29 protein-coding genes and 1 tRNA gene are annotated in these 25,051 nt (G+C 67.4%); 7 read left to right on the top strand and 23 right to left on the bottom strand.

The features are described from left to right. Nucleotides 1-30: 30 nt before the first annotated feature. The gene (locus MQC88_RS08420) at nucleotides 31-462 is read right to left on the bottom strand and encodes an Lrp/AsnC family transcriptional regulator (protein WP_243321002.1); all 432 of its coding nucleotides are present in this window, start codon (nucleotides 460-462) and stop codon (nucleotides 31-33) included. A gap of 139 nt (nucleotides 463-601) precedes the next feature. Between MQC88_RS08420 and MQC88_RS08415 the strand changes: the two genes are divergently transcribed. Next, entirely contained in the window at nucleotides 602-2,101 is a 1,500-nt protein-coding gene (locus MQC88_RS08415) for an aminotransferase class III-fold pyridoxal phosphate-dependent enzyme (RefSeq protein WP_243321000.1), read from the top strand. A 70-nt stretch (nucleotides 2,102-2,171) separates the two neighbouring features. On the opposite strand, the gene MQC88_RS08410 is transcribed toward MQC88_RS08415, so the two are convergent. The 9 genes from MQC88_RS08410 to rsmD form a co-directional block, all read right to left on the bottom strand. After that, nucleotides 2,172-2,570: an MAPEG family protein gene (locus tag MQC88_RS08410; protein ID WP_243320999.1), complete on the bottom strand. Its 399-nt coding sequence runs from the start codon at nucleotides 2,568-2,570 to the stop codon at nucleotides 2,172-2,174. A 142-nt stretch (nucleotides 2,571-2,712) separates the two neighbouring features. After that, nucleotides 2,713-3,465: a TMEM43 family protein gene (locus tag MQC88_RS08405; protein WP_243320998.1), complete on the bottom strand. Its 753-nt coding sequence runs from the start codon at nucleotides 3,463-3,465 to the stop codon at nucleotides 2,713-2,715. Further along, nucleotides 3,462-4,352 (bottom strand): MBL fold metallo-hydrolase, encoded by an 891-nt coding sequence (locus MQC88_RS08400; RefSeq protein WP_243320996.1) that lies wholly within the window; start codon nucleotides 4,350-4,352, stop codon nucleotides 3,462-3,464. Before MQC88_RS08400 ends, MQC88_RS08405 begins: the two co-directional genes overlap by 4 nt. A gap of 44 nt (nucleotides 4,353-4,396) precedes the next feature. Then, entirely contained in the window at nucleotides 4,397-4,999 is a 603-nt protein-coding gene (locus tag MQC88_RS08395; RefSeq protein WP_243320994.1) for a hypothetical protein, read from the bottom strand. 30 nt (nucleotides 5,000-5,029) lie between these two features. Further along, nucleotides 5,030-6,745, bottom strand: coding sequence for a gamma-glutamyltransferase (gene ggt, locus MQC88_RS08390; RefSeq protein WP_243320992.1), 1,716 nt, complete (start codon nucleotides 6,743-6,745; stop codon nucleotides 5,030-5,032). A 102-nt stretch (nucleotides 6,746-6,847) separates the two neighbouring features. Further along, a complete protein-coding gene (locus MQC88_RS08385; protein WP_243320990.1) occupies nucleotides 6,848-7,108 on the bottom strand; it encodes a YfhL family 4Fe-4S dicluster ferredoxin in 261 nt (86 codons plus the stop codon). A gap of 237 nt (nucleotides 7,109-7,345) precedes the next feature. Next, the gene (locus MQC88_RS08380; RefSeq protein WP_243320988.1) at nucleotides 7,346-7,837 is read right to left on the bottom strand and encodes a hypothetical protein; all 492 of its coding nucleotides are present in this window, start codon (nucleotides 7,835-7,837) and stop codon (nucleotides 7,346-7,348) included. A gap of 22 nt (nucleotides 7,838-7,859) precedes the next feature. Further along, a complete protein-coding gene (gene coaD, locus MQC88_RS08375) occupies nucleotides 7,860-8,363 on the bottom strand; it encodes a pantetheine-phosphate adenylyltransferase (protein WP_243320986.1) in 504 nt (167 codons plus the stop codon). Next, nucleotides 8,360-8,926, bottom strand: coding sequence for a 16S rRNA (guanine(966)-N(2))-methyltransferase RsmD (gene rsmD, locus MQC88_RS08370; protein WP_243321311.1), 567 nt, complete (start codon nucleotides 8,924-8,926; stop codon nucleotides 8,360-8,362). Before rsmD ends, coaD begins: the two co-directional genes overlap by 4 nt. On the opposite strand from rsmD, the gene ftsY reads away from it, so the two are divergent. From ftsY to MQC88_RS08350, 4 genes are read left to right on the top strand one after another with little or no spacing between them, the layout of a single operon-like run. Continuing rightward, nucleotides 8,808-10,223 (top strand): signal recognition particle-docking protein FtsY, encoded by a 1,416-nt coding sequence (gene ftsY / locus MQC88_RS08365; RefSeq protein ID WP_243321310.1) that lies wholly within the window; start codon nucleotides 8,808-8,810, stop codon nucleotides 10,221-10,223. The genes rsmD and ftsY overlap by 119 nt on opposite strands. A gap of 18 nt (nucleotides 10,224-10,241) precedes the next feature. After that, nucleotides 10,242-11,555, top strand: coding sequence for an AsmA family protein (locus tag MQC88_RS08360; protein WP_243320983.1), 1,314 nt, complete (start codon nucleotides 10,242-10,244; stop codon nucleotides 11,553-11,555). Further along, nucleotides 11,542-12,624 (top strand): A/G-specific adenine glycosylase, encoded by a 1,083-nt coding sequence (gene mutY, locus MQC88_RS08355; protein WP_243320981.1) that lies wholly within the window; start codon nucleotides 11,542-11,544, stop codon nucleotides 12,622-12,624. The genes MQC88_RS08360 and mutY overlap by 14 nt, the downstream gene beginning before the upstream one ends. Further along, entirely contained in the window at nucleotides 12,621-12,899 is a 279-nt protein-coding gene (locus tag MQC88_RS08350) for an oxidative damage protection protein (protein WP_243320979.1), read from the top strand. The genes mutY and MQC88_RS08350 overlap by 4 nt, the downstream gene beginning before the upstream one ends. Nucleotides 12,900-12,908: 9 nt before the next feature. Here MQC88_RS08350 and MQC88_RS08345 read toward each other — a convergent pair whose 3' ends face one another. Then, nucleotides 12,909-13,322 (bottom strand): DUF6491 family protein, encoded by a 414-nt coding sequence (locus MQC88_RS08345; RefSeq protein WP_243320977.1) that lies wholly within the window; start codon nucleotides 13,320-13,322, stop codon nucleotides 12,909-12,911. Nucleotides 13,323-13,516: 194 nt separating this feature from the next. Here MQC88_RS08345 and MQC88_RS08340 point away from each other — a divergent pair. Both MQC88_RS08340 and MQC88_RS08335 read left to right on the top strand, forming a co-directional pair. Continuing rightward, nucleotides 13,517-13,592: transfer RNA gene (locus MQC88_RS08340), tRNA-Phe, on the top strand. A gap of 228 nt (nucleotides 13,593-13,820) precedes the next feature. Further along, a complete protein-coding gene (locus MQC88_RS08335) occupies nucleotides 13,821-14,039 on the top strand; it encodes a hypothetical protein (RefSeq protein ID WP_243320975.1) in 219 nt (72 codons plus the stop codon). Between the two features lie 90 nt (nucleotides 14,040-14,129). Here MQC88_RS08335 and MQC88_RS08330 read toward each other — a convergent pair whose 3' ends face one another. From MQC88_RS08330 to MQC88_RS08275, 12 genes are all read right to left on the bottom strand, one after another. Then, a complete protein-coding gene (locus tag MQC88_RS08330; RefSeq protein WP_243320973.1) occupies nucleotides 14,130-14,423 on the bottom strand; it encodes a hypothetical protein in 294 nt (97 codons plus the stop codon). 380 nt (nucleotides 14,424-14,803) lie between these two features. Next, nucleotides 14,804-15,394 (bottom strand): hypothetical protein, encoded by a 591-nt coding sequence (locus MQC88_RS08325; protein ID WP_243320972.1) that lies wholly within the window; start codon nucleotides 15,392-15,394, stop codon nucleotides 14,804-14,806. A 17-nt stretch (nucleotides 15,395-15,411) separates the two neighbouring features. Next, a complete protein-coding gene (locus tag MQC88_RS08320) occupies nucleotides 15,412-16,284 on the bottom strand; it encodes a hypothetical protein (protein WP_243320970.1) in 873 nt (290 codons plus the stop codon). Between the two features lie 168 nt (nucleotides 16,285-16,452). Next, complete coding sequence (locus tag MQC88_RS08315; protein WP_243320968.1) at nucleotides 16,453-17,115, bottom strand: hypothetical protein; 663 nt, start codon at nucleotides 17,113-17,115, stop codon at nucleotides 16,453-16,455. 35 nt (nucleotides 17,116-17,150) lie between these two features. Beyond that, a complete protein-coding gene (locus tag MQC88_RS08310; protein ID WP_243320965.1) occupies nucleotides 17,151-17,897 on the bottom strand; it encodes a phage terminase large subunit in 747 nt (248 codons plus the stop codon). Next, nucleotides 17,878-18,363: a hypothetical protein gene (locus MQC88_RS08305; protein ID WP_243320964.1), complete on the bottom strand. Its 486-nt coding sequence runs from the start codon at nucleotides 18,361-18,363 to the stop codon at nucleotides 17,878-17,880. The genes MQC88_RS08310 and MQC88_RS08305 overlap by 20 nt, the downstream gene beginning before the upstream one ends. Before the next feature lie 181 nt (nucleotides 18,364-18,544). Continuing rightward, nucleotides 18,545-18,970 carry a hypothetical protein gene (locus tag MQC88_RS08300; RefSeq protein ID WP_243320961.1) on the bottom strand — a complete coding sequence of 142 codons (426 nt, stop codon included), beginning with the start codon at nucleotides 18,968-18,970 and terminating at the stop codon, nucleotides 18,545-18,547. An 11-nt stretch (nucleotides 18,971-18,981) separates the two neighbouring features. Then, the gene (locus MQC88_RS08295) at nucleotides 18,982-19,716 is read right to left on the bottom strand and encodes a hypothetical protein (RefSeq protein ID WP_243320959.1); all 735 of its coding nucleotides are present in this window, start codon (nucleotides 19,714-19,716) and stop codon (nucleotides 18,982-18,984) included. A 587-nt stretch (nucleotides 19,717-20,303) separates the two neighbouring features. After that, complete coding sequence (locus MQC88_RS08290; RefSeq protein WP_243320957.1) at nucleotides 20,304-22,553, bottom strand: phage/plasmid primase, P4 family; 2,250 nt, start codon at nucleotides 22,551-22,553, stop codon at nucleotides 20,304-20,306. After that, entirely contained in the window at nucleotides 22,550-22,789 is a 240-nt protein-coding gene (locus MQC88_RS08285; protein ID WP_243320955.1) for a helix-turn-helix transcriptional regulator, read from the bottom strand. The genes MQC88_RS08290 and MQC88_RS08285 overlap by 4 nt, the downstream gene beginning before the upstream one ends. Nucleotides 22,790-22,865: 76 nt before the next feature. After that, entirely contained in the window at nucleotides 22,866-23,360 is a 495-nt protein-coding gene (locus tag MQC88_RS08280; protein ID WP_243320953.1) for a hypothetical protein, read from the bottom strand. Between the two features lie 22 nt (nucleotides 23,361-23,382). Continuing rightward, on the bottom strand, nucleotides 23,383-24,810 hold the full coding sequence (locus MQC88_RS08275; protein ID WP_243320951.1) for a tyrosine-type recombinase/integrase: 1,428 nt from the start codon (nucleotides 24,808-24,810) through the stop codon (nucleotides 23,383-23,385). Nucleotides 24,811-25,051 lie beyond the last annotated feature (241 nt).

The raw sequence follows: 25,051 nt of genomic DNA, 5'->3' as shown, positions 1-25,051 counted from the left end.
CGGCCGCGCGGGCCATTGCCCGAATCCCTGTCAGCGTTCGAATTTCGTGGACAACACCAGCGACGAGGTGGTGCGCTCCACGCCGGGCAGCGCGCCGATCCGGTCGGTCAGTTCGTCCATTTCGCCGACCGTGGGCACGATCGCAAGCGCCACCAGGTCCCACGCCCCGCTCACCGACTGCACGCTGCGCAGCTCCGGCATCGCGCGCAAGGCCTCCACCACCGCTGGCATCTGCTTGGGCAGGACCGTGACCATGATCAGCGCCCGGATCCGCTCGCGACTGAAATCCTCGCCCACGCGCACGGTGTAGCCGGCGATCACCCCCAAGCGCTCCAGGCGCTGGATCCGGCTCTGTACGGTGGTCCGGGACAGTTTCAGGCGCCGCGCGATTTCGGCGGCGGAGGCACGCGCGTTCTCGCGCAGTACCGCCAGCAGGGCTTCATCGGCTCGGCTGAGGGCCATCGGCCACTCCATTTCGTCGATTTGCCGAAATCTACATTGATTTCGTGCAAATCGCACCTTTCAATCGACGACGAGTTCCAGATAATGGTTCTTTGCCAGCTGCCGCGCCGCTGCCCGGCCCGCTTACCGGAGGATCACCATGACCCTGCTCGACCTACTCGCCCCGCTCCGCGCCCATCCCGGACAGCGGCGCACCACCGGCCTCGACGACGCGACCCTGCAGCGATTCGGCGCCAGCCATCCCGACCTGGTGGCCGCGGTCACAGCGGCGGCCGCGGAATATTCGCGGGTGAAGGGCGACTTCGCCGAACTGCTGGACCTCGACGAGGACGCGCAGGTGCAGGCGGTGCAGGCCGACTTCGTCAATTTCTATCCGCAGGACGCGGTCAATCCGTACGTGGCCCTGGCCGCGCGCGGGCCCTGGCTGGTCACGCTGAAAGGCGCGGTGCTGTACGACACCGGCGGCTACGGCATGCTCGGCTTCGGCCATGCGCCGCAGGCGATCCTCGACGCCATGGCCAGGCCGCAGGCGCTGGCCAACATCATGACCCCGAACCTGTCGCAGCTGCGCTTCACCCGCGCGCTGCGCAGGGAAATCGGCCACTCGCGCGCCGACGGCTGCCCGTACGCGAAGTTCATGTGCCTCAACTCCGGCTCCGAGTCGGTGTCGCTGGCCGCGCGCATCGCCGACACCAACACCAAGGCCATGACCGACCCGGGCGCGCGCCATGCCGGGCGCAAGGTCAAGCGGCTGGTGGTGAAGGGCAGCTTCCACGGGCGCACCGACCGGCCGGCGCTGTATTCGGATTCCAGCCGCAAGAACTACCTGAAGTTCCTCGCCAGCTACCGCGGCGAGGACAGCGTGGTCGCGATCGAGCCCTACGACATCGATGCCCTGAAGCAGGCGTTCGCCGATGCCGACGCCAATGGCTGGTTCATCGAGGCGATGTTCCTGGAGCCGGTGATGGGCGAAGGCGACCCGGGCCGCAGCGTGCCGGTGGCGTTCTACGCCGCCGCGCGGGAACTGACCAGGGCGCATGGTTCGCTGTTCCTGGTCGATTCGATCCAGGCCGGCCTGCGCGCGACCGGCACCCTGTCGATCGTCGACTACCCCGGCTTCGAAGGCCAGGAAGCGCCGGACATGGAGACCTATTCCAAGGCCCTCAATGCCGGCCAGTACCCGTTGTCGGTGCTCGCCACCAACGAACGCGCTGCCGCGATCTACGCGCGCGGCACCTACGGCAACACCATGACCGCCAACCCGCGGGCGCTCGACGTCGCCTGCGCGGTGCTGGCGCAGCTGACCCCGGAGCTGCGCAACAATATCCGCGAGCGCGGCAGGCAGGCGATCGCCGCGCTGGAAGCGCTGAAGGCCGAACTCGGCGGCCTGGTCACCAAGGTCCAGGGCACCGGCCTGCTGTTCTCGTGCGAGTTGGCGCCGCAGTTCAAGGGTTACGGCGCCGGTTCCAGCGAGGAATGGCTGCGCGAGCGCGGCCTGGGCGTGATCCACGGCGGCGAGAATTCGCTGCGCTTCACCCCGCACTTCGCGATCGACGCCGAGGAACTGGCGCTGGTGGCCTCGCTGGTCAAGCGTGCCCTGCTGGAAGGCCCGCGCCAGCAGCAGTCGGCCGCCGCGTAACCGCGGCCGCCATCGCGGTACACGCACGAGGCCGGGGCATCCCGGCCTCGTGCATGTCAGGTCTGGTCGTTCAGCGCGACAGCGCCGGCAGCGCCAGCCAGAGCCCGGCCAGCGCCATCGCCAGCAACACCAGCCAGGTGAGCGCCGTGCCGTAGAGGCGGCCGAACGAATGCCCGCCACTGCGCGACAGCCCGATCGCATGCAGCACGCGCCCGAGCAGCAGTGCCGCGCCCATCGCCCACAGCCACGGCGCCGGCAACCCGCACAGTTCCAGCAGTGCCATCAGCAGCAGCGCGACCGGCGCGTGCTCGATGAAGTTGCCGTGCACCCTGATCTTGCGCGACAGTTCCGCGTCGCCACCGTCCCCGAGGCCGATGCGGTGGCCGTGGCGATGGCGCGAGATGCGTGCCAGCAAGGCCAGCAGCAACAGTGCGTGCAGCGATGCGAACAGCAGCGTGATCCGCGGCATGGATGTCCCCCTACTTCATGGCGATTGCGGTGCGGCGCGCCCGCGAACGTGCAGTTAAATCGTCTTCCAGGGCGTGGCGAGGGATCGCTCCGGTGACTGGCGGGAGCGGGTCCGTTGCTGCGCTCGGGGCGACATGCACCAGTCAGGCCTTGTCCTGGCGGTTGCCGCGGCGACGGCGCACCGCCAGCAGCGCGCCCAGCAGCAGCGCCAGCGCGCCGCCGCCCAGCCACCACCACGCCCGCCCCGTCCCGCGCGCGCGGGCAGCGGACGTTCCCGCAACGGCCTTGCCTGTGCCGGCCACGGCGATCGGCGCGGCATCGTTGCGCAATTGCCAGCGGCCGTCGCGCAGCACGATCCTGTCCTGCAGCGGTGGCAGCACCAGTTCGCGCCAGCGGATGCGCAGGTCGCCCACCTGTGGATCGAGCGGGTTCTCGGCGCTGCCCAGGCCGTCGCCTTCGGGCTGGAACGTCGCCGCAAGATTGCCCGGCAAGGCATTGAAGCTCGGGCGGAAGTCGCGCCACTGGCCCAGCCGTTCGAGTACCTGCGCCGCCAGCGGCGCGCCATCGACGCTGACCGACCCGGGCAGCCAGCGCCGTCCCTGCAGCGGGAACGGAGGATTGTCGTGCCCGGGAGCGAAGCCGGACGAATCCAGCGGCTGCTCGTTCCAGCCGCGCGCATAGCCCTGGCCGGCTGCATGCCACTGGTACATCTCGACCCGGCGCTCGAGGCCGAGGTGGCGCGCGGCCACTCCGAAGTCCGGATCGCGCACCGCACGTTCGGGCTGCGGGGTGGCACCGGGCTGCGGCGCGGTCCCGCCTTCCTGCGCGAATGCGGGCACGCCGCAACTGGCGACGGCCAGCGCGAACGCCGCCGCCGGCCGCCACGCCCGCTTCATGCCGCCAGCGCCCGCGCGTGCAGTTCGGCGACCTCATGCGCGGTGCCGAAACGGCCGCGCGCATCGCGCGTCACCTGCGCCAGCGCGCAGCCCGGATCATGGGTGAAGAACAGATGCACGTTGCGCGCGAGCTTGTCTTCCAGGAATTCGCGCTTCTCGTCGATCAGCAGTTCCGCGTTGCGGTCGTAGCCCATGGTGATCGGCACGTGCACCCACGGCCGCCCGGGGATGAGGTCGGCGCAGAACACCACGCCGCCGTGGTCCTCGCCATCGGCGTGCTCGGGGCCCACGATCTCCGCCAGCATCAAGCCGGGGGTATGGCCGTCGCTGTAGTGGAAGCGCACGGCATGGCCGAGCGCCTGCGAATACGGGCCGTCGACGATCTCCAGCCGGCCGCTCTCCTCCAGCAGCGCCGGCAACTCGGCGATGAAGCTGGCGCGGTCGCGCGGATGCGGGTCCCGGGCGCGGTCCCAGCAGGCAGCGCTGACCAGGTAGGTGGCGTTGGGGAACAGCAGCCGCGGCGCGACGCCCTCCCGCCACGCCGCCAGCAAGCCGCCGGCATGGTCGAAGTGCAAGTGGGAAAGCACCACGACGTCGACATCCTCATGCTCGAAGCCCGCCGCGCGCAGCGATTCCAGCAGCACGTGCCGCTCTTCCTGCACGCCGTAGCGCTCGCGCAGCGCAGGTGGAAAGAACGCACCGATGCCGGTCTCGAACAGCACCGTCTTGCCGGCCAGCGGGCTGGCCAGCAATGCGCGGCATGCCAGGTCGATGCGATTGGCCTCGTCCGGCGGCGACCACTGCGACCACATCGCCCGCGGGGCGTTGCCGAACATCGCTCCGCCATCGAGCTTCTGCGAATTGCCGGGGATCGACCAGAGTTTCATGCGCCGATTCTAACGCCCGGAACTGTTAAACCCCCGCCAGCGGGTCAGGGCGTGTCGTCGCTGGCGGCGGCCGAGAAATAGAACACGAAAGCGCCATCGCCCGCGTCTTCACCCTGCACCTGCATCGGCGCCAGCGCGCCCGCCGCGCCGAGCATGCCGTCGCCACGCACGTCGGGCGTGCCCTGCGCCAATCGCAGGCGGCTGCCGCGCCAGCCCTGCACCGAGATCCGCACCGGCGCACCGGCGGCAAGCACCAGCTTGCCGGCAGCGGCTTCCGGCACCGCGACGTTGCGGCCGCCGGTGTCGTCGAGGGCATCCTGCGAGAACACGAACAGGGGTTCGCCGTCGGCCTCGACGGTGAAGCGCCAGTCGGTGGTGCCGGGAGAACCGTCGTGCTGCACGGCGATGCGATCGACCTGCAGCAGCAGCCTGCCGGCGGCCTGGGCGACCGCGGCCTGCGCCGGTACCGGTGCGGACACCTGCGCCGCAGGAGTGGCCGGTGGTGGCGGGGGTGGCGAGCGGTCGCCGCGCACGTTGACATAGACCGTGGTGAGCGCCGCGATCAGCGCCGCGGCCCCGGTGAGGATCGCCGGTACCACGTGCACGATCGGCTTGCCGCCGCCTGGTTTGTTGTCGTTGTCGGCCATTGCTGCGTCCTGTCCCTGTCTCGCGCGCCGCTACGGCGACGCCTGCACCGCCGCCTTGCCGACCGGATTGCGCGGATCCGTGCCGCCGGACAGGGTGTCGGTGATGCGGTCCCAGGCCACCGTCTGCAGGTTGCCCCAGGTGCCTTCGCCGGCGTTGACGGTATGCCCCATGGCCTGCAGCGCCTCGACGGTGTCGGCGTCGAACGCGCCGGATTCGGCCGAGATCACGTCCGGCAGCCACTGGTGGTGGAAGCGCGGCTTGGCCGCGACTTGCTGCGCGCTGAGGCCATCGTCGTAACCGAGGATGCCGAGCAGCACCTCGGTGATGATGCGGCTGCCGCCGGGTGCGCCGAGCACGGCGACCTTGGCTGGCGAGGCCATGATCGTGGGCGTCATCGAACTGAGCATGCGCTTGCCGGGCTTCGGCGCGTTGGCCTCGAAGCCCATCACCCCGAATGCATTGGGCGTGCCCGGCTTGAGCGCGAAGTCGTCCATCTCGTCGTTGAGCAGTACGCCGGTGCCGGGCGCGACCAGGCCCGAGCCATACAGCAGGTTCACCGTCTGCGTGGCCGAGACGATGTTGCCTTCGGCGTCGATGATCGAGAAGTGCGTGGTTTCCTCGTCCTCCAGCGGCGCCGGTTGTCCCGGCAGCAGCGCGCTCGGCGTGGCCTTGTCGGGATGGATGGTGGCACGCAGGCCCGCGGCGTAATCGGCGCTGGTGAGCCGCGCCAGGGGCATCTTCACGAAGTCCGGATCGCCGAGGTAGATGGTGCGGTCGCGGTAGGCGCGGCGCATGGCCTCGACCAGCACGTGGATGCGATGCGCGCGGTCGAGCTTCGCCAGGTCCCAGCCCGATGCGACCTGCAGGATTTCCGCCAACGCCACGCCGCCCGACGAGGACGGCGGCGCGGTAGTGATGTCCCAGTCGCGGTACCGGAAACGGATCGGCTCGCGCGTGCGCACCTGGTAGCCGGCAAGTTCGGCGGCGGTCCACTTGCCGCCTTCGGCCTTGACCGATGCCAGCAGCTTGCCGGCGACGTCGCCGCGATAGAAGCCATCGAACCCCTTGTCGGCGAGCAGCTGCAGCGTGCGCGCCAGGTCGGGCTGCCGCAGCGTCTCGCCCACCTGCGGCGGATCGCCGTCGGCGAGGAATACCGCGCGCGTGCCGGGATAGCGTTCCATCACCGTGCGCCGCGAGGCGTAGCCCTTTTCCAGCCGCGCATACACCGGGAAGCCATCGCGCGCGTAGCCGATCGCCGGCGCCATCGTGGTCGCCAGCGGCAACCTGCCGTACTTGCCGGCCAGTTCCACCAGCGCCGCGGGCAGCCCGGGGATGCCCGCCGACCAGGGGCCGTTCTGCGACCTGTCCGGGTCCAGGTTGCCGTCCTTGTCGAGATACTCCGCAGGCATGGCCGCTTCCGGCGCGATCTCGCGCGCATCCAGGAACACGTCCTTGCCGGTCTTCGCGTCATGCAGCAGGAAGAAGCCGCCGCCGCCCAGGCCGGAGCTGATCGGCTCGACCACCGACAGCACCGAGGACACCGTCACCGCCGCATCGAAGGCATTGCCGCCGGCGCGGATCGTGGCCAGGCCTGCATCGGTGGCCAGCGCATGCCCGCTGGCGATCGCGGCGCCGGGCGGATGCGACGCCGGCGGCGCCTGCGCGGGTCGCGCCTGCGCAGCGGGCGCAAGCGCGAACGCCAGGGCAAGCAGCAGGCGCGTGGCGGCGTGGCGGGTCTGGGTCATGCGGCTTCCCTCGGGGCGCGGCGAGGGCCGCGGACGGTGGCCATTATCGGCGACCACCGGCTCGGGTCACGGAGCGATTGCCCGGTTCGGCGTGGGCGCCGCTCAACGACTGCCCGCTTCGGCCTGGAGCCGGCGCAGCTTGGCGAGCAGTTGCGGTTCGGTTTCCGGATGCTCCGGATCGGGGTCGATGCATTCGACCGGGCACACGACCACGCATTGCGGCTCGTCGAAATGGCCGACGCACTCGGTGCAGCGCGCCGGGTCGATCACGTAGATGGTCTCGCCCTGGGTGATCGCCTGGTTGGGACAGGCCGGCTCGCAGACGTCGCAGTTGACGCAGAGTTCGTTGATCTTGAGGGACATTCCGTAACGACGACCTGCTTGTTTCCCGTCGTTCCCGCGAAAACGGGAACCCGGGTGACCCTATGCCGCTGGCCCGGAATCCGGAGCCACGGGACCTGCGATCGCGGCCATCGGGCACGGACCAGGCGCGTCCGCTGCCCTGCCAGCCGATGCCCCGCATGCACTACACCGCACTACCGCGCCCGCGGGATGGCGACACGGAAAAGGCGTCCGCGCGCGGCGCGGACGCCCGTTGCATCACTTGCCGGTATCGACGAACACGTACTCCACGCCCGCCGGGCTCACCGCCGCCTTGACGCGCTCGTTGTCGGCGGCCTTGCCGATGAACAGCACGCGCACGTTCTTCATCGAGTCGGCCGGCACGCCATCGAACGAGGCGATCACCAGGTCGGCCATCTTCGCCGAAGCCGGCGACGCATAGGCCAGCAGGTTGCCGGCGATGATGCCGCGGGCGACGTCGGACTGCGCCTTCTCCAGCAGCCGGTCGTACTGGTCCTGGAAGTCGGCCGCGCTCTCGCCCGGCAGCAGGTACACGTACGGCTGGTTGGCGATGCCGGTCATGTTGCGCGGCACGACGTCGTTGAGGTAATCGACCCAGGCCTGGCGGTCGTCGGTGGTGGGCGCGCTCATCGGCGCCTTGACCACGGCTTGCGGCGCCTCGGCCTTCTTGCAGGCCGCGAACGGCAGCACCAGCAGCGCGATCAGGATCAGGCGGGTCATGGTCTTCATACGTCTCCCCCGAGGAGTCTTGTCATGCAACATTGCGCTGCCATTGGGCCTGCAGCGCTTGGGCCACCGCCGGCGGCACGAAAGCCGAAACGTCGCCGCCCAGGCGGGAGATTTCGCGCACCAGCGAAGAAGAAATGAATCCGTATTCCTCGGCCGGAGTCAGGAACAGGGTCTCCACGTCCGGGATCAGGTGGCGGTTCATGCTCGCCAGCTGGAATTCGTATTCGAAATCGGAAACCGCGCGCAACCCGCGCAACAGCACGCCGGCGCCGAGGTCGCGGACGAAATGCGCGAGCAAGCCGTCGAAGCCGATGACCTCGACGTTGCCGTAGGCCGACAGCGCCCCGCGCGCCAGTTCCACCCGCAGGGCCAGCGGCAGCGCCGGCCCCTTGCCGGGGCTTTCGGCCACGCCTACCACGAGGCGCTCGAACAGCGGCGATGCGCGATCGACGAGGTCGACGTGCCCGTTCGTGACCGGATCGAACGTGCCGGGGTAGACCGCGATGCGGGTGCGGGCCACGCTCATTCAGTCGCTGCGCCGTCGGCGTTGGGTTCGGGCGCCAGTGTAGCAGCGGGCGTCCCCGCCCGCGGGGCGTGCCGGTACAGGGCGTAACGCACCTCGCGGGTGCCGCCTTCGCGTTGCGGCAGCCATTCCGGGCCCAACGGCACCGTGGCCGCCAGCGACGCTTCGACATACAGCCGGGCCCCGGCGGCCAGCCATGGCGGCAGCAGCCGCAGCAACTCGGGCCAGGGGTTGCTGGCGAAAGGCGGGTCGAGGAAGACAAGGTCGAAGCGGCCCGACATCGGCGCGCCCAGCCAGTCCAGTGCATCCGCACGCACGACCTGCGCCTGCCCTTCGGCCTGCAGGCGCCCGACCGCGGCGCGCAGCGTTTCCGCCAGTTGCGGATCGCGTTCCACCAGCACCGCTTCGCGCGCGCCCCGGGACAGCGCTTCCAGCCCAAGCGCACCGCTGCCGGCGAACAGGTCGAGCACGCGCGCACCTGCCAGGCCCGGTTGCAGCCAGTTGAACAGGGTCTCGCGGACGCGGTCGCTGGTCGGCCGCAGGCCGGGCGCGTCGGCCACGGCCAGGCGCGTGCCGCGCCAGCGGCCGCCGATGATGCGGACGCTGCCGGACGGGCCGTTGTCTGTGCGCCGGCTCATCGGGCCTGCACGGAGGGCGGTGCTACCATGCGCGCCATTCTGCGCGATGGTCCCCACGATGGTGAGTTTTTTCCGCCGCAAGAAGCCCCCGGCGGCGGCGGTACCCGCCACGGACGCAGCACCCGGCGCACGCCTCGACATCGAAGCGCTCGCCGCCGCCTTCCCCGCCGCGCCGGCCGCTGCAACGACGACGCCGGGCGCGGAATCCCCCGCTCCCGCGGGTGCTCCAGCCGGCGCTGCCGCAGGATCCGGCACAGGCGAAACCGCAGGCACCACGGATGCGGGATCCGGCGACGCCGCCGCTCCCGGAGCCCCGGGCTGGCGCGAACGCCTGCGTGGCAGCGGCTTCGCCCGCAGCTTCGGCGGCCTGTTCTCGCGCCACCCGAAACTCGACGACGAGTTGCTGGACGAGATCGAGACCGCGCTGCTGACCGCCGACGTCGGCGTCGCCGCGACCACGCAACTGGTCGACGACCTGCGCAAGCGCATGAAGGCGCGCGAATTCGCCGACGCCAACGCCTTGCTGGCCGCGTTGCGCGGCGAGCTGGTCGCGCTGCTGGCCCCGGTCGCGGTGCCGTTGCAGGTGGATGCCGGGGCCCGGCCCTTCGTGTTGCTCACCGTCGGCGTCAACGGCGTCGGCAAGACCACGACCATCGGCAAGCTCGCGCGGCGCTTCAAGGACCAGGGCCATTCGCTGATGCTGGCCGCCGGCGACACCTTCCGCGCGGCCGCGGTCGCGCAGCTTCAGGCCTGGGGCGAGCGCAACGGCGTGCCGGTCGTCGCCCAGGGGCAGGACGCGGACGCCGCCTCGGTCGCGTTCGACGCGCTGCAGGCGGCGCAGGCGCGTGGCATCGACATCCTCATCGCCGACACCGCCGGCCGCCTGCACACGCAGCAGGGGCTGATGGCCGAGCTCGGCAAGATCCGGCGCGTGCTCGGCAAGCTCGATCCGGCGGCGCCCCACGAGGTGCTGATGGTGATCGACGGCACCACCGGCCAGAACGCGCTGTCGCAGCTGCGCCAGTTCCACGCCGCGGTCGGCGTCACCGGGCTGGTCGTCACCAAGCTCGACGGCACCGCCAAGGGCGGCGTGGTGTTCGCGCTCGCGCGCGAGTTCGGGATCCCGATCCGCTACGCCGGCATCGGCGAGCGGCCCGAGGACCTGCGCGTGTTCGATGCCCAGGCATTCGTCGACGCCCTGTTGCCGGCGTCGCTCGGCGGCTGACATGGATACGCGCACGGCATGAGCGCGGAGCCGGCGACCGGACCAGCCACGCCGCGCCGGGTCGCGCGCATCGTGCTGGTCGTCGCGCTGGTACTGCTGGCATTGGGGCTGGCGCTGCGCATCGCGGTGCAACCGCAGCGCGCGACGACTTTCCTGCTCGATCGCATCGGCCGTTCCCTGGGGCTGGAGATCTCCGCAGTCGGCCGCGCCGAATACCGCCTGCGCGGAACGCCGCAGCTGGTGCTGCGCGATGTGGTCGCGCGCGAGCCCGGCGCGGCGACGCCGCTACTGCGCGCCGGGCGCATCTTCGTGTCGCTGCCATGGTCGACCCTGCGCGCCCGCGGCGGCGTGCTCGCCGCCACCCGGCTGGAACTCGATGCCCCGGTGCTCGACCTCCCGGCCATGCAGCATTGGCTGGCCACGCGGCCGCCCTCGGCGCGGCGACTGCCCACGCTGAGCGCCGGCCTGCACATCCGCGACGGCAGCATCCGCAACGACGACTGGCGCATCGACGGCATCGACGCGGAACTGCCGCTGCTGGCCGCCGACCGGCCGCTGCATGCGCGCCTGCGCGGACGCTACCTCGATCCGCCGCTGGCGATCCCGGTGGACCTGGCGGTCGCGATCCTGCGCCCCGGCGCGCTGGTGGACGGGCAAGCCACCGGCTTCGCCACCGCCGGCAACATCGTCGTGGCACGCGGCAGCGACTGGCGGCTGCCGGCCACGGTGAAGCTTTCCGGCCCGCTCCGGCTGGGCAAGGACGACCTGCGCATCACCCCGGCCCGGCTCGGCGTTGCCGCGCGCTATGAATCTGGCACCACGCGGCTGCCGTTCGCCTTCGGCGCCCATGGCCCGCTGCTGTTCGACGAGGCGGTATGGACCCTGTCGCCCGCGGGCGTTTCCCTGCGTGGCCGCGGGGCCGGGGCCGCCACCCCGATCCCTTCGCTGGGCGCCCACGGCAGCCTGGCCCTGGGGCGCCGGCTGGTGCTGCGGCTGCAGGGCGCACTGGCCGACTGGCCGCCGACCTGGCCGGCGCTGCCGGCGCCGCTTGGGCAATCCCGTTCGCCGCTGCCGTTCGCGCTCGACTACGTCGGCCAACCCGACCTGTCGGGCATCGCCGGCCTGGAGTTGCGGCGCGACGCCAGCCATTTCGACGGCCGTTTCCGACTGCGGGACGTCACCGCCTGGATTGCCGCCGACAACGACACGGTGTCGCCGTTGCCGCCCATGGACGGCACGGCGAGCGCGCCGCAAATCGAGATCGCGGGCGCGCAGCTGCAGGGCGTGGAAATCACGATCGACGACCCCGGCGTGCCCGATGCCGGGCAATGACGCGATCGGCGCCGACGACACTTTCGCGGCGCGCCTGCTGGCCTGGTTCGATCGCTGCGGCCGCCACGACCTGCCATGGCAACACCCGCGCACGCCATACCGCGTGTGGCTGTCGGAGATCATGCTGCAGCAGACACAGGTGCGGGTGGTCGTGCCCTACTTCGAGCGTTTCGTCGCGGCGTTGCAGGATGTCGGCGCGCTCGCGCGTGCGCCCCTGGATGAAGTCCTCGCGCTGTGGTCCGGGCTCGGCTACTACGCCCGCGCCCGCAACCTGCATGCGGCGGCAAGGCGCTGCGTCGAACAACATGGCGGGCAATTGCCGCGCGACCTCGACGCGCTGGTCGCGCTGCCCGGCATTGGCCGCAGCACCGCCGGCGCCATCCTCGCGCAGGCCTGGGGCGACCGCTTCCCGATCATGGATGGCAACGTCAAGCGCGTGCTCGCGCGCTGGCACGGCATCGGCGGCTGGCCGGGGACGCCGGCAATCGAAAAACGGCTGTGGACGATCGCCGCAGCGCAGCTGCCCGACCGGCGCATGGCCGACTACACCCAGGCGCAGATGGATTTCGGCGCCACCCTGTGCACGCGCTACGACCCGGCCTGCATCGTTTGCCCGGTCCACGACGGCTGCGTGGCACTGCGCGAAGGCCGCGTCGCCGAACTGCCGACGCCGAAACCGGGCAAGCCGCTGCCCGAGCGCAGCGCCCTGGTGCTGCTTGCGCGTCGCGGAGACGGCCGCGTGCTGCTGCAGCGGCGCCCGCCGACCGGCGTCTGGGCGTCATTGTGGTCGCTGCCGGAGGCACCCGGCCACGAGCTCGCGCGCGACTGGTTCGCGCGGCACTTGGTGGGCGACTACGACGCCGGCGAACCACTCGTCCCGATCGCCCACGGTTTCACCCATTACCGCCTGCAACTGCAGCCGCTGCAGTGGCGCGAGGTGGCCCCGCATGCGCGGGTGGCGGACAATGACGACCTGCGCTGGGTCGCGCGCGCCGAACTGGCGACGCTGGGTATCCCCGCGCCGATCCGCAAACTGCTGGACACCATGCTTCCGGAGGGCAGCCCATGAGCCGCAGTGTCTTCTGCGAATACCAACAGCGCGAGGCCGAGGGCCTGGATTTCGTGCCTTGGCCCGGCGACCTCGGCAAGCGCGTGTTCGCGCACATCGGCAAGCAGGGCTGGGCGGCGTGGCTGGCGCACCAGACCATGCTGATCAACGAGAACCGGCTGTCGCCGCTGGACCCGAAGCACCGCGCCTTCCTTGAAGGCGAGATGGAGAAGTTCCTGTTTGCCGGCGGCGCGGACAAGCCCGCCGGCTACGTGGCGCCGGACGACGCCGGTTGAGCGACGGACTCAGTTGGCCGCCATCGCTTCGCGGCCGGCGCGGACCGCGGCGACATCGACCGGGCGGATCTCCTCGATCCGGCAGCTGACCGGCGATTCCGGGGTATGGATGCGGTCGAACTTGGCGCTCAGGCGGCCACCGGTAACCGGGCTGATCACGATCGTCGGCGTGGCGCCGCCCCAGTCCATGCAGGGGCCGGAGATGCGCAACAGCCAAGCCTCGGTCGGCCGGGTGGTCAGCAGCAGGTGATGGTCGTCGATCTTGTCCCAGCCGATCGGCGTGTTGTAGCGGATGTCGCGGACCGGCGCGCCGGCGTGGCTGCTGTAGAGCGCGAGCTTGTCGGTATCGCTCATGCGCCCGGTCGAGGCGCAGGCGGCGAGCGACAGCGATGCGAACAGGAGGACGTAAGGCAGGCTGCGCATGGCGATTTCCTCTTGGCACGGGAGGTATCGACCATCTTGCGCCCCCGCGCACGCGCCGGAAGCCCCGTTCCAAACCCCGTTCAGCCGCCATCCGGCTTGCCCCGCGGGCGCCGCCTCCGTATCATCGCGCCCTCGCAGATGCGGGCTTCGCGGCATCCGGCAGCCGGGTTTTCCGGCAGCGCGGGGGTTGCACCGGCCGGGTAGCTCAGTTGGTAGAGCAGGGGATTGAAAATCCCCGTGTCGGGGGTTCGATTCCCTCCCCGGCCACCATTTGGTGGCCCAGCGATATTTGCGCAAAGCCGCGCCCCGCTTGGGTTTTAGCCCTGCGGGGCGTTTGCTTTTGGGGCAGCGCCCGCGACCGCCGTGCGCAGCCCGGCGCGCCGATGGCCCGACTGTGGCCCGACGCCCCCCTAATCCACTTGGCAGCCGTGCAACCGGTCGCAGTTTGCGAGAACGGACCGCGGCACCCTGCTCCTGGCCCACTACCTAGGAGCAGCCATGTCACGCGATTCGTTTATCGCCGTCGATGACGCGGGCAACCGCTACCTCATCCATATTCGCCGCAGCTACATCAACGACGGGGACCTTAGCGATCCTCACAAGCGTATCGAGGGTCTGCCCTCTTTCCATACCAATGGTGGCAGCGTGAACAAGATAGATGACGAAACCTACGAGATCGTAGCGACTGGCACCCGGGTAAAGGTCGTCCACGAGTAGGAGCGGCGGGCGATGCTGGCCTTGCCCCGATACCTAGGTCACCACGCACAGCATCCTGGCGAAACGGGATCGAAGCATCGGCACTGGGACTTAGAGACAGCCTTGTGTCAGCTCAGCAAACGTTTGCTTGTACGCTTGCCGATGCTTCGCGTAATAGCTGATCTTCGTCAACGAGGAATCAGTGGTGATATCGGCAAAGACGTCAGGGGCCATGCTCTGTGAGTTGTAAATCATCACCTGCTTCCCCCCAGCGATTGGGTTAATGCGAACGTCTGGCGTCATCGGCCAGCGATCCTGCATCGTCCATGCTTCTGACATACATGCGGCGAGCGCATCCGGCGTTTTCGATGAAGTGAAGGTGGCGAACGGCGCTTCCTCGCGCATTTCTCCAACCCCGGCGCACCCGGCTAAGAACGCCGCTCCAACCATCACTAATAATCGAGCCATGACCACTCCCCCGTTGCTGGGGTTGAAGGGTAGGTCTTTTCTGACCCCCTAGCGCGCCGTTTGGCGATACCAGCGCCCCGGGCGGCGGGCGATGCTGCCCCGGCCCCGGTGCCTAGGCCACTACACCCGGAAGGGAGTCCGGCTGATCCGAGATTGGAACACCGGCACCGGGGCAGCCTGCGCGCAGGGCCGCGCACAGGCGCAACCCGGGCACACGCGCGGCGCCAGCGTTTCGCTACTCGGGCCGAAGCACTGGGCCAGCATGTGCGTAGCGCGCCCGGCTAGGAAGGTTTCGCGGGCGCGCTGAGCGCGCGGCGTCAGTCGCGCCGGTACTTTGCCTGTTCCTGCTTGATGCGGTCCTCCACAGCGTCGTCCAGCGCCGCCTCGTGGACCTCATAAATCTGCAACGGAACAAGAATGGAGCGAAGCAACGCCACTGCCGTGAAGCCGAAGCACACGCCTCCCACGATGCGCTGAGCAGTTGCGTCGAAACCCAATGCGAAGAAGCAGAGCCAGACGATGGCGAACGTCGCGCTAAGCACGGCCGCGAAAAGGGTCTGCGCCTGCGACGACAGCAGGAACTTGATGCGTTGCGTGTACGCCTGAAGTTCCTCAAGGGTGAGCGCGGAAGCCTGCTCAATTCTGCCGGTGAACAGCATGAGCGTGACCATGAAACCGGCCAGTAAACTTCCCAGCGCAATGACACCCGCGAGCAAAGCAAAGAGGGTGTTTTCGCGCTGGGCAGACATGAAAGCGGGAGCGACATGCCAGCCAACCCAAACGCCTACCGTCAGCGGCACCGCAAACGCGACCAGATGCCGGACGCTAAAACCTACGCCCGCGGTCAACCCTCCCATAGCTCGGAGGGCTGACCAACTCGCCGTCCATTCTTCCGGCAGCAGTCGCATTTCAGTGCTCACGTTACTCAGCCATCGTCTTGGTCTATTACACGCGCCCCAGCTGGACGCCCATCGCTGTCTATGATGCGCCACCCATCGTTATCGGGGCGTCGCAACTCATCCAGGTAGTTCCACATGGTGTCCTCGATGTCTGCCATGTTGTACGCACCGGACGGGTTAACTGCAATATCCATACGGCGCTTTTCCACATACTTCCGCAGTCCCGTAATTTTCTGCCCATCCCGTAGATGCACAGCGACAGCATCAAGTCCGCTATCTGCGGCATATTCGTCCAAAGCAGCAATTCCCTTATTGATGTTTTCACCGTCAGGAAACTCAATGTCCGCGTGTACGACTGCGCGACCGCCTGCCCATTGCTTCAACCTACTCAACCGGAAAGACAGCGGACGCATCCTGTTCGTCGTGGACGTAGCAAGCCGCGCACTAATCCTCTCCACACCACCAGCGGCAGCGATAGACCTACGCAAGTCAGCACCCAGAACATCCATCAACTCGATACCCGGGAGCGTTGGATCGACGTGCGCGCGCAGAAGGCTCGTCAGCGCAAGCGCCAGCGTCGCTGTACCACCACCTCCTTTTTCCACTTCGATGACCGCGCACTGTCCGTAGAACAATGCCCGATAGCTATGAATGACCTGCCGGGTCTGACCAGTCGCCGGATCAACAATCGGATTCGCGTTGATCGGCAGCGAGTTAGCGGTGAAGTCCGGCGTGGTCTGTTCCGGTGCCACGCCATTGACGTAGCAGACGCACTCAATCAGGTAGCCATCTCGCCCGTTGCGACGCTTGCCACGGTTGATGTAAAAGCAGGTCGTCCCCAGCCCGACGCCAGCAGGGGCCGGAAGGTGGCGCCCCCCAACCGTGGGGGCATTGGCCATCAGAGTTCTAAGCAGGGCGTCCATAGCTGGGGGTAAGAACCCCCTCCTGCGGCCAGACTTGAAACGAACGATCTTGAGCGCAAAGCTCCGTTTTGCGGTCGGCATCCCGCCCCCTCCCCCAGCTGGTGAATAGGGGTAAATATCGCACGGGGAGCCAATAGTCCACTTTTACCGCCCCCACACCACGTCCAACTCCCGCACTGTCTCGGGGCGACTGAGCCCAAAGACCGCGAGCGCCAGCGCCAAGACCAGGTCATCGTGAGCGCCCTCGCGGGCGTTGAACGTGGCATTGCCAGACTCCGTGAACCGCACGCGGAAGTCCTGGAGCTCCCGCAGTAGAACCGGTGCGTCAGGCAGGCTGGCGGCGATGCGAAGCTCCCCAGCGTGGAGCAACGCTTGCAGCTTGCTCACAAGCTCGCCCTTCGGCACCGACCAGCCCGGCCCGTGGCGCGTGGTGTCGCGCCCGCCTGTTATGACGACACCCTGCGCCCTGCGCAGCGCGTGGCGGCCCGCGAACATATCGAACACAGGTCGACCGACGCCCGTGTAATCGACCAGCACGCGCGGGCCCATGCGGTTTAGCGGCGGGCGGCACAGCAGCGCCTCCACATGATCCACTTGCGCTGGGTACGGCATCCCAAGGCGCAGGCGCTCAAGGTGCTGCACTTCATAACGCGGGTTCGGTTCGGGGTTGAGAAAACTCAGCCCCGGGTTCGTTGTATCCGTGGTGATGCGCGACACGATGGCGATGGCCGTGGGGTCATGGGCTTGGCCCACGTCGATACCGACCGCGACCGCGCGACGACGGACGATGCTCAGGTTCCCCTCCAAGCGGCGGTCGTCAACGGGGACGCTCGTGTACGTCTCTAGTTCCACAATGGGGATACCTCATTGGTCAGGGCGGCTTCGATCAAGTCCGAAGCAAAGAATTGTTCGTCTGTGTCCACGAACTCGCATTCGTACTCCTGGCGGAACTGCCAATCGCCTATCAGGCGGCGTTCCTCCGCGAGCCATTCCGGGTCGATGCGTGGGCAGTCGTGCGCGGTGACTTTCGTGCGGTGCCACCCCTCGCCGTGCTCCCACGCCTCGTAGAACCATCCCCGCTTGCCGTAGGGCGTCGTCAGCGCGACGAATCTGCCATTCGTTGTTGCGAGCATTGGACGCACGGCGGCAAAGAGCGCGTTATCCACCCGGCTGGCCTCGTCCACTATCACGGTCTTGGCACCTGAATAACCGCGGATGGTGCCCTCGGTGCCGGGCAGCGCGATGATGCGTGAGCCGTTCGCAAGTTCTAGCCGCATGGCCGACTCCTGCACGATGCGCGGCACGTCGGGCAACGCGCGATAGACCTCATGCACTTTGCGGAACAACTCCGATGATTGCCGCTGAGCCGGGGCGATGAGCAACACCAGCCCCGGGTCATACAAGGCTTGATGCACCGCAAGGCTCGCGCACGTTGTGGACTTGCCGGATTGGCGAGAGCACAGCAGCAACATCCGCCGCGCGTCGCTGTTGAGCACTTCCTCCTGCCAGCCGTCGGGCTCCATGCCCGCATCCCGCATCACGCTCGCGGGATCGAGCATCCGGGTAAGGTCACGCGCTAGGATCGACACGATGCGCGACTCCTTCGATGACCTGGCCTTTGCGCTTTGCCCTACTCCGGCGCGTAACTTCTCGATCCTTGTCCATCTCGCCCGCTGCGGCCTCACGCTCCTCAGGCGATTCCTGCCGTGGCACGTCGGGCGATTCCAACTGGCGCAGGGCGGCGGCCACGTCGGCCCGGGCCTCGGGGTGCGCCCGCAATGCACGCATGATCGTCGTGCGGAGCGCGTGGAACTCCGGCATCACAAGGACGTTGTTCGTGACCGAAACTGCCCCGGTGCGAATGTCACCTAGAAGCTTCGCGGTCGTTTCTAGGTTCTTGCCGATCTGATTGCCGATGGCCGCAGCGCCACGATAGTCATCCTGTTGCTCGGCGGCATCCATGAGTCCATACAAGCGGCCACGCACCGCGACTAGATGCTGGAGCACGCCCTCGCTCTCGGTGATGCGCAGATTTTCTAGGTCTGCTGGGGTCATGCGCCCACGGGTCATAAGCTGCGAGTGGAGTTCCGCCGTCATGTGGCGCTGACCATGTCGCCACACAGAATCCGAGGACAGGCCGTAACGCTTGCCTAGAACGCGGATGGGGACTTTGTTCGCCAGTCCAAGTTCTATGCTTGCCCTGTCCGGGTGATCGCAGACCTTGCATCCCTGCCCTTTAATTGCCATGGGCAAGCTCCCATTCCAGCCACTCAATCGTCATCTCGGCGTAGGCGATGGCGGCTCGCACGCGCTGGCACTTGGCGAGCGCATCGCGGCCAGATTTGGACAGTCGGGCAAGGAAAGCTTCTGCTTGGAGCGGATTGTCTTGGTCCACGGATGCTCTGCCGCGCCGGTCCATCATTGCGTAAACGTCAGCCATCCATGGCTGCATATTTGCCGCGAAGATGCGGAGTTCTTGGCGCGCGTGATTCAGTCGAGTTCGACGGCCGGGCACGGAGCGTCGGGTGTCGCGGGCATCGCGCAACGGGCGCAGGACTTGGCCGGGAAGTGGCTGCATCATTTCAGCCCAGTGGGCTTGCGGCTGACGCGGTTTTTGCGAGAGCACCGGCCGCCCGCCCTTGGAGCAGAGCACCGGGTGCATGGGGGCTTCAATCATGTCGGGTTGCCCTCGGCAAGCGAGCGCAGCACCGCAGCCGCCTCACTATCCACGAGTTCAGCGGCGGTGCGGCGGATGCCGTCCACGGCGACGGCGAGTGCAGCGCGACGTTTCTTCAGGTCAGCGGGGCGAGAGAGCAGCGTGGGGTCTTTCAGGGCGAGCAGCGTGCCCTCCATGTTGCGATGCACGCCGAACGACACTCCGGACAGCTCAGGTGGCACGCTGCCGATGGCATATCGCAGCAGCGGCATGTCCCGCGTGCCCTGCAATCGTTCGATAAAGGCCTCACGCTGTTCATCGGTCATGTCGAGCAGCGCGGCGCGGTACTCCGTCGCCAGCCCGTACCACTCCGGGCGCGGCGGGCTAAGGGCCGCGTCGATGCCCTGCTCTACCGCGCGCTCCATCGTTTGGATGACCTGGCCCTGTTCCTCGCACTCCGCCAGCAGGCGATCCACGCGAGCCTGCACGTCATCGGCCACGGCAAGCTCGATCTGTGCGGCGTTCAACGTTGGGTTGCGGCGCAGCGCTTCGACCTGCGCCACCAGCTGGTGGAGTTCATCGGCCATCTTGGTCCGCGCTTCGCGGCCCGAGTCTGTGCCGTGGTCGGCAAGCCGCTCGCCGATTAGGGCCCGGCCGGGCAGCGGCGGGCGCTGGGCCGGGGCCATGGCGCGTTGCACGGCGCGCTGTAGGCGGTTGTCGTCGGCAATGCGGGCATCTACTGGGGTTTGCATGGCGCAGCTCCTGGGCTTGGGGTAAGCCAAGGGTCGGCGGCGCGCCTGCTACGCGGGCGGCGGTTGCGTAGCAGCTTGCGAAAACCCGCCGCGCACGAAGAACCGGGCCACAGTCGGGCCATGGTCGTAACTGACGAGTTACAGGAGGCCGCAAAGCCTTACGGCATAAGGGCTGCGCGGCTCCGACACGGGGTTACGGTGGCCCCATGCCGAGCCGACGGACGCCGGGCTCAGGCCTAGGGGCGCTGCGCGGTCGAAATCGGAAAGTGGGTCGCTGCATCCACGCGAAGCGATAGCCAACTTAGACACCGACGGCGTAATGACGGCGCATTGGGAACGTTTTCGGTAAAACAGCCCTAGAAGCCCTTCGCGTAGGTAACAACCCGAAACATGCGCCGATGCGCCGTCGTTGTGCCGTCCCGCCTGCATCGTGGTGCCCGGCCCCGGGCCCCCGGGCCATCGCGCCGACCAGCACGCACGCTAACAAGTCGATTTGGCCCGCCACGGCGCACCTAGCCCCCGACCACTACCCCGATAGCGGCCACCTCGGCAGGGCCGCACGCGAGCGCGTAGTGCGCCGCACCTAGTCACCGATATTTGGCCCCATCGCGGCCCGCCAGCCGCAAGCCACGCCACAGCCGATTCCCGCGCCGGTCCTTGGCGGGGGCGAAGCCCAGTTCTTGCAGGCGCAGGCCGAGCGTCCTCTTAGGCAAGGGCCGTTCGCCGTTGTCCTCGCACCATGTTTTGTAGATGCCGTACAGCTCAGCAGAGACAACTTCCCCGGCTGCATCGATCACGAATTCGTCAGCGATAAAGAGGCCTAGAACGTCGCTCTCGGTTCGGTATTCCCGCGTGGCCACCTTCACTGCATCGGGCACCTCCAACCTTGCGCCCAACTCGTGGAGCTGGCGCGCACCTTCGACCATCCACCGAAGGATGCCCGGGGCCTCAGCCCGGAGCCTGCCGGTCAGCGTCGGGTCGCGCTCGGCCTCGGGGATTACCTCGTCAAACGGAATGAGCAACAAGCGCCGCCAGATGCCTTCGTCTATTCCACGGACCATCGGCTTGTGATTGGTCATCAAACCGAGCTTGTGCGTGGGAAGGAACGTGTAGAAATCCTGATGCATCCGGCGGGCCGTGATCGGATCGGAGCCGGTGAGCGCCTTGATCCGTTCCTCGTCCAGCCTGCCACCTTCCCGCGACTCGGCAGCGACCACGAACCGCTGACCCTGCAGGAATGCCAACTCAGTGGGATGAGTCTGCCCGTACTTGGCCATGAGCAGACCAGGAGGCGCGGCGCTGGCGTAGTCACCCATGGCATGACTGATCGCGCTGACCATCGTGGACTTGCCGTTGGCCCCGACCCCATACAGCACCGCGAGGAACGGAGGATCGGTGAGCCCGGTCAGCCACAGGCCGGCAAGCCGTTGCAGGAACGCAGGCAACTCCGGCCGCGATCGGAAGATCCGTGCGAGGAACGCATCCCAAGTAGGAGCCACCGCAGCGGCATCGTAGGCAACACCGGTTGACTTCGTGATGAGCTGCTGTGGGTCCGGCGTTCGGAGCGTGCCGGTTCGGAGATCAAGGACGCCATTGGTACAACCCAGCGCCCACGGATCGGCGTCGAGCTTGTCAGCATCGGCACGCAGCAGGGGTTCCGCGGCCTTCATCGCGGCGTCAATCTTTGCGACGTTCTCGGCCTGCCCTGCAAACTTCAGCAACTTTTCCGCAAGCTCGCGTTCCCGGTCGGCGCGATCCCGGTCTGTGATCTTGGCGGCCTTTGCCATTAGGGCCGCGACCTCGCCCATCACGATCTGCCCTAGCCGTCCTGCGTGTCGGCGTGCCTCTAGCGTGTCGAGCCGCCAGCGCGCGCCGTCCCATACATGCCAGCCTAGACCGGGCACGTAGAGCAGATACCCGCCCATGTGATGCACGATGCGGCCCGCGTTGGCCGTATCGCTGAACAAGCTGGCCGGGCCATCGCTGCCGAACCGCTGCGCGTCGCGGGCCTTGGCGAGCGTGGCCCGCATGTAATCGTCGCGCTGAGCTTTGTCGCGCTGTCCGAGCGGAGATTGACGGAATACGCGGATAGCCTGCTCATCGTTCGCCGCGAACATGGCGACGTGATTCATAAAGGCGAGGTCTGCCGTGGAATGCGAGTCGTAGCCCAGCGATGCCCAGTCGTCGCACGCGGCCAGCTCTGCGGCTGCGGCGCAACTTGCCACGATCCGGGCCATCACTTCCTCGTCCGGTAGCTCCGCGGCTGTGGCTACAGGGGCCAGCGTTGCCACGGGCGCTGGTGCGATGCGGGCGGCGAGCGCGTCCACCTGAGCCTGACGTTTCGCAACCGAACGGGCGTGGATTACGTCCCCAGTGCAGATCATGTACCTAGAATCGGAATAGACCTCTACATTCCCGCGATGGATGCCCTTGGCTAGTGACGCCTCTACGATGACGTGGATGCCTCGTCCGCTGCTGCTCCGTTCTGTATAGCTGTCCATATCCGCGACGATTTGTGCGAAGTGGGCGCGGTCGGCATCGGACGCAGGCTTATCCGGCTTGTCATCCAGGTCCACGATTGCGAACGGGTCATCCGCGCTCAGCATGAATCCGACATGCGCCCATCCCTTACGCTTGGCGCAGGCGACAGCTTCGTCAAACGTGCCCCACGTTGCGGGGTCGGTTGTGGATGCGAAGCCCCCAGTCTTTGTGTTGCGGGGGCGCTTGCCCTCCTTGTCCCCTGCCCCGGGCTTGCCGGTCGAACACGCCCACTGTGCGCGCGCTCGCAACTCCGGTGGAATGTTTCGCAACTTTGAGTGAGCTACCGAGTCCTTCATGCGCGAACCTTTCGGCCCTTAGTGACCGGGGCCTGCGTCGCGCTGATTTGTTGAAGCCACGCGATGACATCGCTGCGGCGGTAGAACAACCGCTTGCCGATGTAGAAGTGATCGGGGCCGTAGCCTGCGGCCTTCCAGTTCTTAAGGGTGCGTAGATGACACCCTATCGCCTGCGCGGCTTGGCGCGCGGTCATGAAGTCATTGACGACTTCGTCCAGCTGCTGGGGTGTTGCCATTGCCGCCACCGTTCGTGTTGTTTCGGTGGCACCCAAGCTATTGCCCGCGCCTGCTACGCGGGCAAGGGTTGCGTAGCTAGGACTTTCTATCCCGGTTACACAGCGCGCGGTACTTCTTGCGTACTTTTTCGCGCCGGATTGGATTTGGATCGTCGCGGGTAAAGCCTGTCTCTACTTCAGCCTCACGCATGTTCCATTCCAACTCGGCGGAACGCCGCGCGGCGAACCCGCCATGCCGCATCAGTTGCTCCACGCCTGCGGCGCGACGCGCGAAGAACTCGGCCTTACCTAGCTGCCGCTCTGTCACGTCAGGAATCACGACCACGCCTGCCGCGCGAGCGGCGTCTGCGTTCGCGATGTAGTCAGCCACCCTGATTTGCTTCTTCAAGTCTTTGCTGTTGGCGCAGTGCTGCGCGTACTCACCGTAGTCGCCCCAGCGCGCGACCGTCAGCGCATCAAGCCGGTTGTACTCAAAGACAGCGGGGCGATGCTCGTCCCCTTCATCCGTGCACCAGCCGTGCGCGCCCGCGAGCACTGCGTACCGCCTTGCTTTCTCTGCGTGTTGGGTCATTTGCTCCTCCCACGTTTCCATATCAGCGGCCTCCTGCTGCGGCGCGGAACTCCACCACGTTATCTGCCTGCGGTGCGCCACGAATCATTTGCTCAAGGTAGTCAACCCAGCCCTGCAATGCTGCGCGCCGCTGCCGGAGCAGCATGCTTTTCATGTAGTGGATGTCAGTCACGCCCTTAGTCGAGTGATTGAGCGTGCGCTTAATGATGTACTCCGACACGTCGATATCGAACAGACCTGTCGTGACCGTCCTTCGCAAATCGTGTGGAGTGAACGGCTCCTTGACGCCCATGCGGCGAAGCCGGGGCGCTGCGTCGCGCAGGGCTGCGGCCAACCGATGCTCTGTCAGCACGCCTTCGCCACCGCCGTTGACAGCGCGACGACTGCGCCCACTTGGGAACACGTACTGGCTCCCGTTGCCACGTCGCGCCACCAGAATCTCCATCGCTTCATCGACCAGCGGCACCATATCTGCCCGGCGCGACTTGCTCCGGCCCGGCGCATCGGCGGGCTTGTTCCACAGCTTCGCGTGGAAGTCGATCTCGTCCCATTCAATGCCCGCCGCTTCGCTCGGGCGGCAGCCAGTCAGCATCATCAGGCGAAGGCAGGCGGCCACGTCGGCGTTCATACCTTTGACCTGGTCATTAGCGCGCGGTGCGGTCAACAGATAGAACGCTCGGAATTCGCGTGCTGTCACCAGCGCTCGATCTTTCGGCTGGGGTCGCTCGGCTTTACTCACGAGCTTCTTCTTCAGGCCACGCGCCGGGTTCTCGGTGATCGTGTCCAATTCGTCATCGTCCACGGCGAAGCTAAAGAGGCCGTTGACCAAGGACAGGACGTGGACGACCTCGGAAGCCTTGCCCTGCGCCCGCAGCGGCTTGACCAGCGCCGCAACGTCGGCGCGGGTGACGTCCTTTGCTTTGCGGTTGCCCCATGCGTCGCGCAGGTGACGCTTAAAGCGGCGGCTAGCAGCCCTAGCCGTGGCGGGCCGCAACTTTGGGCCATGCTCGGCAAGGTAGCGGGCAAAAAGTTCGTCAACGGTGACGTCTCGCTCCTCACGAATCCGGGCTGCTTCGCGCTCTGCCTCGGCTTCTTCACGCTGTCGCCGGGCGGCTTCGCGCTCGGCTTCATCGTCCTGGCGCTCCTTGTAGGGGTCGCGCCCGGCGATCACCTGCGTTCGATAGTCGGCGGCCAGCGCACGCATCCGCTTCACGACTGAACTGCGAGAACCGCCACTTGAGGCCGTCCACTTCCCAATGACCATTCGGCGTGGAGTCGGGCCGTAGCAGAACAGGAACGTGGCATCCGGACTTCGCGTGACGCGGACTGCGAAGCCCTTCACCTCGCTGTCGTAGTAGATGACGTTGCCCTTGGCAGGGCGTTCGCGGTTGCGGATGAACTCATCATCCAGCTTGTACGTTTCGGGCGGCTTGCGGTCTGTCTTGGCCATGGTGGCGGTCCTGTTGTGGCCCGAGCTATGGCCCGACTGTGGCCCGACTCGGTTTGCACTTTGCGCCACCCAACAATACACACTCGCCACGGCAAATGCACACTAAGTGCATGATATTTCAAGGATTTTGTAACTGGCCAGTTACGCCCATGGGCGAAGTCGTTGCGAAACAATCGGTTACAATATGGCCAAAGCGGTGCTTGAAAATCCCCGTGTCGGGGGTTCGATTCCCTCCCCGGCC

The organism is Cognatiluteimonas sedimenti (assembly GCF_022808325.1).
Classification (GTDB): domain Bacteria; phylum Pseudomonadota; class Gammaproteobacteria; order Xanthomonadales; family Xanthomonadaceae; genus Cognatiluteimonas; species Cognatiluteimonas sedimenti.
This window is presented reverse-complemented; position numbering and strand designations above follow the sequence as displayed.

Coding starts and splice junctions, on each gene's coding strand:
- coaD (WP_243320986.1), bottom strand. CDS start 8,363: ATGAGCGTGGCCCGCACCCGCATCGCGGTCTACCCCGGCACGTTCGAT.
- MQC88_RS08335 (WP_243320975.1), top strand. CDS start 13,821: ATGTCACGCGATTCGTTTATCGCCGTCGATGACGCGGGCAACCGCTAC.
- MQC88_RS08415 (WP_243321000.1), top strand. CDS start 602: ATGACCCTGCTCGACCTACTCGCCCCGCTCCGCGCCCATCCCGGACAG.
- MQC88_RS08290 (WP_243320957.1), bottom strand. CDS start 22,553: ATGAAGGACTCGGTAGCTCACTCAAAGTTGCGAAACATTCCACCGGAG.
- MQC88_RS08280 (WP_243320953.1), bottom strand. CDS start 23,360: ATGACCCAACACGCAGAGAAAGCAAGGCGGTACGCAGTGCTCGCGGGC.
- MQC88_RS08405 (WP_243320998.1), bottom strand. CDS start 3,465: ATGAAGCGGGCGTGGCGGCCGGCGGCGGCGTTCGCGCTGGCCGTCGCC.
- MQC88_RS08330 (WP_243320973.1), bottom strand. CDS start 14,423: ATGCGCGAGGAAGCGCCGTTCGCCACCTTCACTTCATCGAAAACGCCG.
- MQC88_RS08350 (WP_243320979.1), top strand. CDS start 12,621: ATGAGCCGCAGTGTCTTCTGCGAATACCAACAGCGCGAGGCCGAGGGC.
- MQC88_RS08400 (WP_243320996.1), bottom strand. CDS start 4,352: ATGAAACTCTGGTCGATCCCCGGCAATTCGCAGAAGCTCGATGGCGGA.
- MQC88_RS08360 (WP_243320983.1), top strand. CDS start 10,242: ATGAGCGCGGAGCCGGCGACCGGACCAGCCACGCCGCGCCGGGTCGCG.
- MQC88_RS08305 (WP_243320964.1), bottom strand. CDS start 18,363: ATGACCCCAGCAGACCTAGAAAATCTGCGCATCACCGAGAGCGAGGGC.
- MQC88_RS08410 (WP_243320999.1), bottom strand. CDS start 2,570: ATGCCGCGGATCACGCTGCTGTTCGCATCGCTGCACGCACTGTTGCTG.
- MQC88_RS08325 (WP_243320972.1), bottom strand. CDS start 15,394: ATGCGACTGCTGCCGGAAGAATGGACGGCGAGTTGGTCAGCCCTCCGA.
- ggt (WP_243320992.1), bottom strand. CDS start 6,745: ATGACCCAGACCCGCCACGCCGCCACGCGCCTGCTGCTTGCCCTGGCG.
- MQC88_RS08275 (WP_243320951.1), bottom strand. CDS start 24,810: ATGGCCAAGACAGACCGCAAGCCGCCCGAAACGTACAAGCTGGATGAT.
- MQC88_RS08295 (WP_243320959.1), bottom strand. CDS start 19,716: ATGCAAACCCCAGTAGATGCCCGCATTGCCGACGACAACCGCCTACAG.
- MQC88_RS08345 (WP_243320977.1), bottom strand. CDS start 13,322: ATGCGCAGCCTGCCTTACGTCCTCCTGTTCGCATCGCTGTCGCTCGCC.
- MQC88_RS08420 (WP_243321002.1), bottom strand. CDS start 462: ATGGCCCTCAGCCGAGCCGATGAAGCCCTGCTGGCGGTACTGCGCGAG.
- MQC88_RS08320 (WP_243320970.1), bottom strand. CDS start 16,284: ATGGCCAATGCCCCCACGGTTGGGGGGCGCCACCTTCCGGCCCCTGCT.
- mutY (WP_243320981.1), top strand. CDS start 11,542: ATGCCGGGCAATGACGCGATCGGCGCCGACGACACTTTCGCGGCGCGC.
- MQC88_RS08380 (WP_243320988.1), bottom strand. CDS start 7,837: ATGAAGACCATGACCCGCCTGATCCTGATCGCGCTGCTGGTGCTGCCG.
- MQC88_RS08300 (WP_243320961.1), bottom strand. CDS start 18,970: ATGCACCCGGTGCTCTGCTCCAAGGGCGGGCGGCCGGTGCTCTCGCAA.
- MQC88_RS08285 (WP_243320955.1), bottom strand. CDS start 22,789: ATGGCAACACCCCAGCAGCTGGACGAAGTCGTCAATGACTTCATGACC.
- MQC88_RS08395 (WP_243320994.1), bottom strand. CDS start 4,999: ATGGCCGACAACGACAACAAACCAGGCGGCGGCAAGCCGATCGTGCAC.
- MQC88_RS08385 (WP_243320990.1), bottom strand. CDS start 7,108: ATGTCCCTCAAGATCAACGAACTCTGCGTCAACTGCGACGTCTGCGAG.